The 206-nt window shown below is 40.8% G+C and carries 1 protein-coding gene; it reads right to left on the bottom strand.

Annotation, left to right across the window (positions count from 1 at the left end):
• Positions 1-206: hypothetical protein (locus G3A46_RS14230; RefSeq protein WP_165150800.1), on the bottom strand; the 206-nt coding region annotated here is incomplete at both ends.

Below are 206 nucleotides of genomic sequence, written 5' to 3'. Positions count from 1 at the left end.
AGTATATGTAATAGTCTCATCAACATTTGAACAAGCATCACCGTTCTCGTCATTAAAGACTCCTGTTTTTACAATTGCAATTGCAGGGTTTTGACAAAGTTCGATAACTGTTGGGTCATCGTTTCCAATTGTCGATCCTGATACATCACTTACCTCTGTCTGGTTAGGAGTAGTTCCTGTAGCTGTCGCTTGGTTCACTACTTCCC

The organism is Aequorivita sp. KMM 9714 (assembly GCF_011065475.1).
GTDB lineage: Bacteria > Bacteroidota > Bacteroidia > Flavobacteriales > Flavobacteriaceae > Aequorivita > Aequorivita sinensis.
Note: the sequence above shows the minus strand (reverse complement) of the source record. Positions and strands in the feature narration are given on the sequence as shown.